We start from the raw sequence: 11,046 nt of genomic DNA on the forward strand, positions 1-11,046 counted from the left end.
TAACGTAATCGACCCTAGCTTGCTCCCAGCGCTTTTCCCATGATTCCAAAAGCATTTTTTCTGATTCAATATTTGGTTATCTTTTTCAAAAGTTTTGGATAAACACTGTCCGGCCTCACTTTTCGAAATTGGATTTTGAAAAATAGAATGAAAAACGCCCTTGCCATTTGGGGATTTGCTTTTTTGCTTTTTGCCTGCACTGAGGACAAAAATCCTGAAAATACTTTTGGGCATTTACCTTCTTCTCCACCGGAGGTAAGAGTTCTTTCGGATCTTCCAGATTCAATACAGCCTAAAACCATCAGTCTAAAATCCCTTCCTCCACCCAGGGTAGTCCAAGTTCCGGCACAGGATGCTGGCAGTTATTCTTACCAGGATGATAACGGAGAGACTCAAACCATTTCACTTCTTGCCCCTGAAAAACAAGATCTCCTGGTTCTGAGAAACGAAAGCGGAGAAATCATTAAAGACACCAATGGCAACCCCTACCTCCTCGGTGAGGGCGGGCTTTCTCAGTTCAAAACCTACTCCACAGATGACGGTTTGGCTCTGGATGCTGTCAATTGTGCCATTTTGGACAGCAGAGGACATCTTTGGTTTGGCACCAACGGCGGAGGAGTCAGCCGATACGACGGAAGCACCTTTACCAATTATACCTCCTCTCAAGGCCTGGCTGGAAACATCCTTAGAAGTATGCTGGAAGACAGCAAAGGCAATATTTGGTTTGGGACGATCAGTGGAGTCAGCAAGTTTGACGGTTACACGTTTACCAATTACACCCACGAGGATGGCCTGGCTGATGATGTGGTTTTTAGCATTTTGGAAGACCGCAGCGGGAATTTATGGTTTGGAACAGGCGGGGGTGGGTTAAGTAAGTTTGATGGGGAAACATTTACCACCTATACCACAGAAGACGGTTTGGCTGACAATTTTGTACTGAGCCTTTTGGAAGATCGGGAAGGCAACCTTTTCATAGGTACTTATGGAGGTGGCTTCAGCAAATATGATGGAAAGACATTTCGGAACTTTACCGAGCAAGACGGACTGCCCAGCAATCGGGTAAGGACTTTTACCCTCAGTGCTTCCGGAAAAATCTGGATCGGTACCATCGGAGGTGGTGCGAGCCTATTTGACGGACAATCTTTTACTACCTACACCATCGAGGACGGTCTGGCAGGTGATGTGGTACGGACCATTTTGGAGGATTTACAAGGCAATACCTGGTTTGCTACCGAAACCGGAATCAGCAGATTTGACGGGGAAAAATTCACCACCTATACCCGAAATCTGGGAATGCCGGCCAATTCCGTCCTGGCCGCTGTCAAAGATTCTTCAGGAAAACTCTGGTTTTGTACGGACGGCGGTGGGGTGACCCGATTTGAAGGAAGCAGCTTTACCAATTTTTCAGTAGCTCAAGGCCTCGGAAACAACATCGTGCTCAGCACCTTGGAGGACCGGGATGGCAACCTTTGGTTTGGAACTGCCGGCGGTGGAGTGAGCAGGTTTGACGGAAAAAGCTTTGTCACCTACACCCTTTCTCAGGGATTGGGAGGGGAAATTGTCTTTAGCATGATTCAGGATCGGTCTGGTAACTTCTGGTTTGGAACCGGAGGCGGGGTGAGTAAGTTTGACGGGAAGTCCTTTACCACCTTCACCACTGCCCAGACTCTGGGGACCAATGAAATCTATTCCATTGCCGAGGATCATTTGGGTAACCTTTGGTTTGGAAGCGAAGGCGGAGGATTGAGCAAATTTGACGGAGAAAACTTCACCAAATACACCTCCGACCAAGGTCTAGCAGGCAATATCATTCTGAGCATTTTTGAAGACTCTGAAAATCAGCTTTGGATCGGAGCCGTAGACGGTGGCATCAGCCTGTTTGACGGCAAAAAATTCACCAACCTGACAGCTGCTCAGGGTTTGGTGGATAATTCGGTCATCAAGATCAAAGAGGATCAGGAAAAGAACATCTGGATCGGAACCGAACAGGGCTTGTCCTTTTTGAGCCGCCAAGAGCGTAGCAAGATCGGAAAGACAGACTCCGCCCGGCTCACTATCCAATCTTTTGGAACGCAAGACGGACTTCCTGATAATCTGATCCAGCAGATCGTCCCCATGGACAACGGGAAAATCGCAGTAGGTACCAATCTGGGATTTGCGTTTTTCGATCCACCAAAGGGCGACTTGGCATTTACAAAACTGGAAAACCTAGAGATTTTCAACTCCAATACTGGCTATCCGGTCAAAGACCTCACTGACGGGCAAAACGGGATGTATCAGGACAGCCGGGGAATTCTCTGGGCCGGAACAGGAAGTAACAAAACCGCCCTGGTTCGCTTCGATTACCGGGAACTTGCCCGAAACCAAAATGCTCCAAAAATTTTCCTCAAACAAATCAGGATAAATGAAGAAGTCATTCCTTGGCATACGCTGGCAGAAAATTCGAATTCGGAGGCCATTTCCTCCGATGAATTGAACAATTTTGGAAAAGAGCTTATTCCGGAGGAAAGAGATTCCCTGAAAAAGAGATTTAAGGGAATTTCATTTGAAGGAGTTTCTCCTTTTTACGCTTTCCCAGAAAACCTAGTTCTTCCTTACCGACATAATCACATCAACATTGATTTCGGATCCGATGAACTGGCAAAACCCTATTTGGTAGAGTATCAATATATTCTTCAGGGATACGATGAGGAATGGAGCCCAGTGCTGAAAAAAACCAGTGCCACATTTGGCAATATCAGGGAGGGAGACTATACCTTTTTGGTCAAAGCCAGATTTACAGGGCCTTCAAATGCTCAGGCCGGCGGTTGGACTGAGCCCCTTTCTTACAATTTTTCTGTAAGGCCCCCTCTCTACCGAACCTGGTGGGCCTTTGCATTTTATACCCTGTTGTTCCTTTCACTCGCTTATCCTGTCCATAGATACCAACGCAACAAAGCCATTCAGGCAGAGCAGGAAAAAGCTAGGGAAAGAGAGTTGGAACAGGCTCGGGAAATCGAAAAAGCCTATACCAAACTTGAGGCAGCCCACGAAAACCTGAAGTCCACCCAAAATCAACTTATCCAGCAGGAAAAACTGGCTTCATTGGGCCAATTGACCGCAGGCATCGCCCACGAGATCAAAAACCCACTCAACTTTGTAAACAACTTCTCCGGATTGAGTTTGGAATTTCTCGATGAGGTAGAGGAAGAGTTGGAAAAAATGGAAGAAAGCGATGTCTTGGCAAATGTCAAAGACCTGCTCTCCGATATCAAAGTTAACCTAACCAAAATCAAGCACCACGGTGGGCGCGCCGACGGCATTGTCAAATCCATGTTGATGCATTCCAGAGGAGGCAGTGGAGCAATGGAACCTGCTGACCTGAACGAGGTGATCAAAGAGTACGTCAATCTATCTTTCCACGGCATGCGGGCCAACAAAAACCCGATCAATGTGGATATGGTGCTCAATTTGGATGAAACCCTTCCAAAAATCCCCCTCAACACCGAGGATTTTAGCCGGGTAATCTTGAACCTGACCAAAAACGCCTTCGATGCCATGCGTGAAAAAATCAACAAGGTCGGTCCGGACTACAAGGCCAAGTTGGAAGTACGGACAAAAGACCTAGGCAATGCCATCCTCATCGAAGTCGAGGACAATGGTCCCGGTGTACCGGATGAAATCAAAGACAAACTGTTGATGCCATTCTTTACCACCAAAAAAGGAACAGAAGGCACCGGTCTCGGCCTGAGTATCACACACGACATCATCAAGGCCCATAACGGGTCCCTGGACATCACCACAGTGGTAGGCGAATGGACCAAATTTAGCATTACGATCCCTAAATCTTCCTGATTCAATCCTATTGCCTATTTAGCTACTATTCAAAAACTTATCTTAAATTAACGTAGCCACTATTTTTTAATACCACCAAAAAGCTATCGGAAATCTTTTCGGTAGTAATTGTTTTTGCTAGTACCTACCAATCCCTTATTGCAAGAGTAAAAAGCCGAAGTACAGCTTGATTTTGAATGCATCCCCAGGATGTATGTCGGGATCAGGGCAAAAAACCTACAGTCTTAATTTCCGGAATTTTTCAAACCAAATGCACAAGGTATGAGTGTCAATGGAGAAACAGGTGACTTTGAAAACTCTGAATTAAAAAGGGATCAGCAAGATTCAAATGAAAAAATCATTTCTGAGGAACAAAAACTCAGGATTGAGCTGAAGAAGGTTTCAGCGGAACTGAATGCGCGGAAACGTGAACTGGAAATAGAATCTGCCCTAGAGAAAGTCCGTGCAACGGCCATGGGCATGCATAAAAGCGAGGACTTGAGGACAGTGGTCCAAATTCTATATGATCAACTCAGAAATCTCGGATTCCAATTGGGGGTTGCTTCAATTACCATCATGGATCCGGACACGGGCGATATTGATTGGTGGATGGAGGGCTTTGATTCCGGTTATTTTTTGCCTGAGCGCTACCATGTTCCATTTTTTAACCACCCGGGTCATCTGCAACAATTAGCCCATTGGAAAAGCGGGACGCCCTATGCGGAAATTGAGATTTCGGGGCAAGAAAAGAAGACCTATGATGCCTACTATTTTTTCAAAACAGATTTCGCCAAGGCTCCGGAGTCATCCAAACAACTGATGATGCAACAGGAGTCAGTGCGGTTTTCGATGGCCTATATGAAATACGGGGCATTGTCCTGGTCACCCACACCACTTTCCAAAGAGCAGGCGAAGGTAATGGAGCGATTCGCAAAAGTATTTGAGCAATGCTACACCCGCTTTCTCGACCTTCAAAAAGCTGAATCACAAACTAGGGAAGCCCAGATTGAAGCGGCATTGGAGCGGGTCAGGAGCCGCACAATGGCGATGCACAAGAGCGATGAACTTAGCGAAGTTGCCGTGATCTTGTTTAATGAGGTTAAATCAATGGGATTGGACTTATGGGGCTGTGGGTTCAACATTTGGGAAATGGGGGAAAAGGAGTGCACCTCATGGATGAGTACTCCGGATGGAAGGCTAACCCCCCCCTTCAGGATACCGCTGACCGAAATTCCACTCTTCATCAGGTTTGATGAATCCCTTAAAAATGGAGTTGACTTCTATGTAGAGGAAATCCGGGGAATAGAATTGGAAAAGAATTACCGATACATGAGCCAATTGCCAGTTCTTGGAGAGGGATTAAAAGCCTTTCTGAACTCCGGCAGACAAGTACCCACTTTTCAGATTGACCATGTTGTCAACTTTTCTCACGGAAATTTGATTTTCATTACCTATCATCCTTGTCCCGAGGCGCATGATATTTTCAAACGTTTCGGTAAAGTCTTCGAGCAGACCTACACCCGCTTTCTCGACCTCCAAAAAGCCGAAGCACAAGCAAGGGAAGCACAGATTGAAGCAGCATTGGAAAAAATCAGGAGCCGTTCCCTGGCCATGCACCAATCCGGGGAACTGAGGGAGGTCATTGCTATATTTTTTGAAAAACTGATTGAGCTGGACGCTTTGCTCGGCACCGTGGGTATAGCCTTGTATGATCCTAAGTCCAAAGACATTTCCTATTGGGTCGGGAATTCGATTCAAGACCCGCAATTGGTGGCAGCTCCTTTTGACGAAGCCATGATGAAGGAGGATAATTTCATAAGCCAAAGCTGGAAAGCAGTGAAGGAAAAGACTGAAATGATCAATGAGGTCTATTCCAAAGAACAAAAGGACAGGTATTTTGAGCACCTTTTTGCGCACAATAACCTGGTCCAAATCCCCGAAAGTGCCAGGGAAATTCTGCGGAAGATGGAAAGCCATGTGATATGTTTCTTTCCAAACAAACACTCTTCCCTGTTCGCAGACAGTTGGGACGGAAGGAAGTACAGCGAGGACAGCATTGGTATTTTGCGCAGGGCTGCCCGGGTGTTTGAGCAGACTTATGTGAGGTTTTTGGACCTTCAAAAAGCAGAATCCCAAGCTCGCGAAGCACAAATAGAGGCCGCATTAGAGCGGGTGCGCGCCCGCACCATGGGACTGCAAAAGAGTGAGGAGCTTCGTCAGGTCGTCAAAGTGCTGTACAATCAACTCAAGGAACTGGGATTTGACGGGGGGTTAGCCGGCATCATTATCATGGACCCCGATTCGGGTGATGTGGATTGCTGGGCTGAGGGATTTGATGATGGGTATGATTTGCCGGAAAAATACCATGTACCCTATTTCGACCACCCTGGGCAGCGCGAACTAATCAAGCATTGGAAGAGTGGGGCAGCTTATGCGGTAGTTGAAATTGCCGGGCAGGAGAAACAGTCATACAACAACTATTTTTTTTCCCATACTGATTTTGCCAAAATCCCCGAAGCCACGAAGCAATTCATGATGCAGCAGGAAGGATTGATGATATCCATGGCCTACATGCAATACGGCGCTTTGAACTGGTCACCTTCGCCCATTTCGGACGAACAGGCGAAAATCCTCCAGCGCTTTGCCAAAGTATTCGAACAGACTTATACCCGCTTCCTCGATCTCCAAAAAGCAGAAGCTCAAGCACGGGAGGCGCAGATTGAAGCAGCCTTGGAAAGAGTTCGGTCCCGGTCATTGGCCATGCACCATTCCGACGAATTGGAACAAGTGGTCTTGGCTGTCTCGGAGCGACTGTCCGAACTTGGTCTATTATTCGATGGAACCCTGATTTTTATTTCTGATTCCGAAGAGCGAAAAATTACGCTCTGGATTTCCACTTACCAAATGCCAACTCCCCTTAAAGTTCACTTGCCTTTTGATTCCGAAATGAAGGAGAATGCCATTTGGAAGGCCTTATGGAATTCAAGAAAAAAGGGAGAAAGTGTCCTGAACAAAACCTACTCCGGCAAAACAAAAGACGATTACTTCAGGTATGTCCAAAAATACAATTCGGAAACCATCCCTCCCGATGTAAGGCAATTGGAGCTTGAGTTGCCAAATTGGACCATTTCATATTCTGCCGAGAAAAATTCAATGCTAGGTGTTGACAGTTGGACGGGAAAGTCTGTCACAGAGGAAGAGTTCCAAATTCTGATCCGGTTTGGAAGAGTCTTTGAACAGGCCTTTATCCGCTTCCTCGACCTTCAAAAAGCAGAATCCCAAGCTCGCGAAGCGCATATTGAAGCTGCTTTGGAAAGGGTACGTGCGAGAACCATGGGCATGCAAAAAAGTGAAGATCTTCGTCAGGTTGTCAAAGTGCTGTATTCCCAACTCAAAGAATTGGGATTCAAGCAAGGGGGCGCGGCCATCAATATCATGGATCCTGATTCTGGGGATATTGATAGCTGGGGTGAGGGCTATGATGATGGCTATGATCTTCCAGAAAAGTACCATGTACCCTATTCCGAACTCCCTGGACTACGCGAACTAATCATGTATTGGAAAAGCGGGACACCTTTTGCAGTCGTTGAAATTGCTGGGCAGGAGAAGAAGTCACTTGATAACTATTATTTTTTCCATACTGATTTTACCAAAGTCCCTGAAACCACCAAGCAATTCATGATGCAACAGGAGGCCCTTGTGTTCTCCATGGCCTATATGCGTTATGGAGCATTGACCTGGACACCCGGTTCTCTATCTGAAGAGCAGGCGAAAATTCTCCAACGCTTTTCCAAAGTATTCGAGCAATCCTACACCAGATTTATTGACCTCCAAAAAGCAGAATCCCAGGCCCGGGAATCCCAAATTGAAGCCGCTTTGGAACGGGTTCGGGCCAGGACTATGGCCATGCATAGCAGTTCGGAATTGATTGAAACAGCGGAATTACTTTTTGACCAACTGAAGCAATTGGGGGCGGAATCACAAGGGGTTGCATTTGCCATTTGCGAAAAAGAAAATATCATGGTTCAGAAGTGGACAAGTATCGGGGTTTTTTCTGTCCCTTACACTTACGAGCCTGGGGAACTGCGAATGTATGAAGCCTGGAAAAACCAAACTGAGATTTATGAGGAGATTTATGAGGGAGAAAGGTTAAAAAAGTACTATGAGTTGTTTATGGAGATTCCGGAGTTTAAGCAGGGAATCCAAAAATTTATAGACAGTGGCTATCCACTTCCTGATTGGCAAAAAAACCATGCGATCCCCTTCAAATACGGCTATTTATTGTTAATCACTTTAAAGCCATTTGAGGAAACACATATTTTTTCCCGCTTCGCCAAAGTTTTCGAGCAGACCTACACCCGGTTTCTGGATCTGCAAAAAGCCGAAGCTCAAGCTCGGGAAGCTCAGATTGAAGTGGCATTAGAGCGGGTGCGTGCCAAAGCCATGGCCATGCATGTATCGCAGGAGCTCAACGAGGTAGTTTATGAACTCAGGAATCAACTGGGTTTACTTGGGCAAAAAGAATTAGACACCTGCGTCATCCATCTGCATGATGAATCTCCTGATTTTATATATGCATGGGCGGCTATGAGGCCACCGGAAAGTTCAGGTGAAATTCTGGAATCATCAGCCCACGTTCCAAAGAAAGGTCTTTTGATTATTGAAGAAGCTTTACGCGCCTATTCATTGAATATGCAGGATTATGTTCTTGTAAATGAGGGGGAAAAAATAATGCAATGGTTTGGGTTTCTTCAAAAAGAAGTTCCGGAAGCACACATCAAAATGGTGGAATCAGCAAAAGGTATAAGAATGGAAGATGTAAAATCCTTCTGGTCGTTTGCTGATTTTGCGGGAGGCTCTTTACTCATGGTCACAGTTGATCAACCCGAAGAAACTTCCCGAAGCCTGCTGCGAAGATTTGCCAATGTATTTGGTTTGGCTTATCGTCGATTTGCTGATTTAAAGCAGGCAGAAGCTCAGGCAAGGGAATCACAAATTCAATTGGCACTGGAACGGGTGCGGGCTCGTACCATGGCCATGCAGCATAGCGATGAATTGGCAGAAGCAGCTTTTGTTCTTTTCCAACAACTTCAAGCCCTGGGAATCGTCCATGAGCGGATCAATATTGGAATAGTCAAAGAAGAAACCAACACGATTGATTTCTGGATCACTGAGCAAGGTGGCAACCAGATCAATACACGATTCTCAGGCAAAATCGATGAGCCCACAACGCTTTCCAAGATGTATACCGGTTGGAAAAAGAATCAAAAATCCATGGTCATAGACCAGACTGGGGATGATTTGGAGAATTGGCTGAGGTATTTGAAAGATGAAATCGGAATCCCTTTTGATCCTGCATTTTTACACCATCGTCGCGTTCAGACTGTAGGATTCTTTTCAAAAGGGATGCTTGTCGTAACTACTCCCGAACCATTACCGGAGGAAAATCTAGGGCTATTGGTGAAATTTGCCGGGGTTTTTGATCTGACTTATACACGATTCAGTGACTTGAAACATGCTGAAGCACAGGCACGCGAAGCACAGATTGAAGTTGCATTGGAGCGGATCAGAACCAGAGCACTTGCTATGCAAACCTCCACCGAACTCAGTGATGTGGCCAATGTACTGCGCGAACAAATGGGAATTCTTGGCCAGGAAGATTTGGAAGCGTCAGTGGTTCATTTGTATTCTGCTGATTCTCCCACATTTGCTTCTTGGTATGCGTTTCGGGCTGGCGATAAAATAATTGAAGGCCAGACTACATTTCGCCTGGAAAATTCAGCTTTGGCTAAGGAGTTTTTGAAACTCTACCTGGACGAAATCACCGAGTACACGATCGAAGTAAAAGGCGCACAGCTGAAAGAATGGCTGGCTGAAATAAAAATAAACGCTCCTCAGATCGCTGACTACTGGGGGGATCTTCCACCGGAAAAACAGTTTTACCATTTTTCGGATTTCTCCGGTGGAGCATTGCTGATGGTTTCCCACCAAAACCTATCGGAAGAAACCCAAATGCTCCAAAAAAGATGCGCTTTGGTTTTCGAGTTGGCCTACAAACGCTTCCTGGATTTAGAAGCCAAAGAAAGGCAGGACATGGAATTGCGAGAAGAAAAGCAACGATTGGAGAAAGCACTTTCTGAACTGAAGGCCACTCAGTCACAATTGATTCAATCCGAAAAAATGGCCTCCCTCGGACAGCTCACCGCAGGAATTGCCCATGAGATCAAAAACCCACTGAATTTTGTCAACAATTTCTCTGAAGTGAGTAGTGAATTGATTGATGAGGTTTTTGATGAGCTGGAAAAATTAGAAGACTCAGACTGCAAAGAGGAAATTATTGCAATCCTAACTGACGTAAAAAACAACATCGGCAAGGTGAGCGAGCATGGAAAACGGGCTGACGGTATCGTCAAATCCATGCTGCAACACAGCAGATCCTCGGGGAATAAAATAGAATCCAAAGCCTTCAATCCCATTGTGAAGGAATTTGCCAATCTCGCCTTTCATGGGATGAGAGCTGGCAAAGCACCGATCAATGTGGAAATTGACTTACAGCTGGATCCGGAAGTGGGTGAGGTCAAACTGATTTCGGATGATTTTTCCAGAGTCATCCTCAACCTCTGCAACAATGCCTTTGATGCCATGCGGGATAAACTCCAAGAAGCCTCAGAAAGCCAGACAGACTTCCTCCCAAAATTGACCCTATCCACCAAGAAAACCTCCGATCAGGAAATCCAACTTGTAATTGGAGATAACGGAAAAGGGATCCCGAAAGAAATCCTAGACAAAATCCTCGAACCCTTTTTCACAACAAAAAAAGGGACCGAAGGCACAGGCTTGGGCTTGAGTATCAGCTACGACATCATCAAGGCCCATGGGGGAAAATTGGAGGTGAACTCTACTATGGGAGTGGGAACAGAATTTATTATTCAGATTCCAATTGACTTTTGAAAATGGAGACTTCACCTTCAAACTAACCGATGTGGGAAGGGGATTGAGATTGTCATTAGCCTATGATATTGTGAAGGCGGATGGAGGAGAATTGAAAGTGGAGACTAACCTGGAAGAAGGATGTACTTTAATTATTTTTTTGCCAATCGGCTGAATCTTCGGGAATCAAGAATTCCAGAAAAGTAAAATCTTACAAAATGGAATCTGACTCCCCCTTCTGATCAATTCCTGAAAGGCTTTCCGGCAGGAAAATGAGAAAACCTAAAATCCAAGCCAACCAGA

3 protein-coding genes are annotated in these 11,046 nt (G+C 45.7%); all 3 read left to right on the forward strand.

The genetic code is table 11. The features are described from left to right. The first annotated feature begins 147 nt into the window (after positions 1 to 147). On the forward strand, positions 148 to 3,834 hold the full coding sequence (locus B0E43_RS17815) for a two-component regulator propeller domain-containing protein (protein WP_077352280.1): 3,687 nt from the start codon (positions 148 to 150) through the stop codon (positions 3,832 to 3,834). A 261-nt stretch (positions 3,835 to 4,095) separates the two neighbouring features. Next, positions 4,096 to 10,764: a sensor histidine kinase gene (locus tag B0E43_RS17820; RefSeq protein WP_077352282.1), complete on the forward strand. Its 6,669-nt coding sequence runs from the start codon at positions 4,096 to 4,098 to the stop codon at positions 10,762 to 10,764. Beyond that, positions 10,754 to 10,918 (forward strand): hypothetical protein, encoded by a 165-nt coding sequence (locus B0E43_RS23005; RefSeq protein ID WP_168171972.1) that lies wholly within the window; start codon positions 10,754 to 10,756, stop codon positions 10,916 to 10,918. Before B0E43_RS17820 ends, B0E43_RS23005 begins: the two co-directional genes overlap by 11 nt. Positions 10,919 to 11,046 lie beyond the last annotated feature (128 nt).

Origin of the sequence: Algoriphagus sp. A40, assembly GCF_002002735.1 — a bacterium.
Lineage (GTDB): Bacteria > Bacteroidota > Bacteroidia > Cytophagales > Cyclobacteriaceae > Algoriphagus.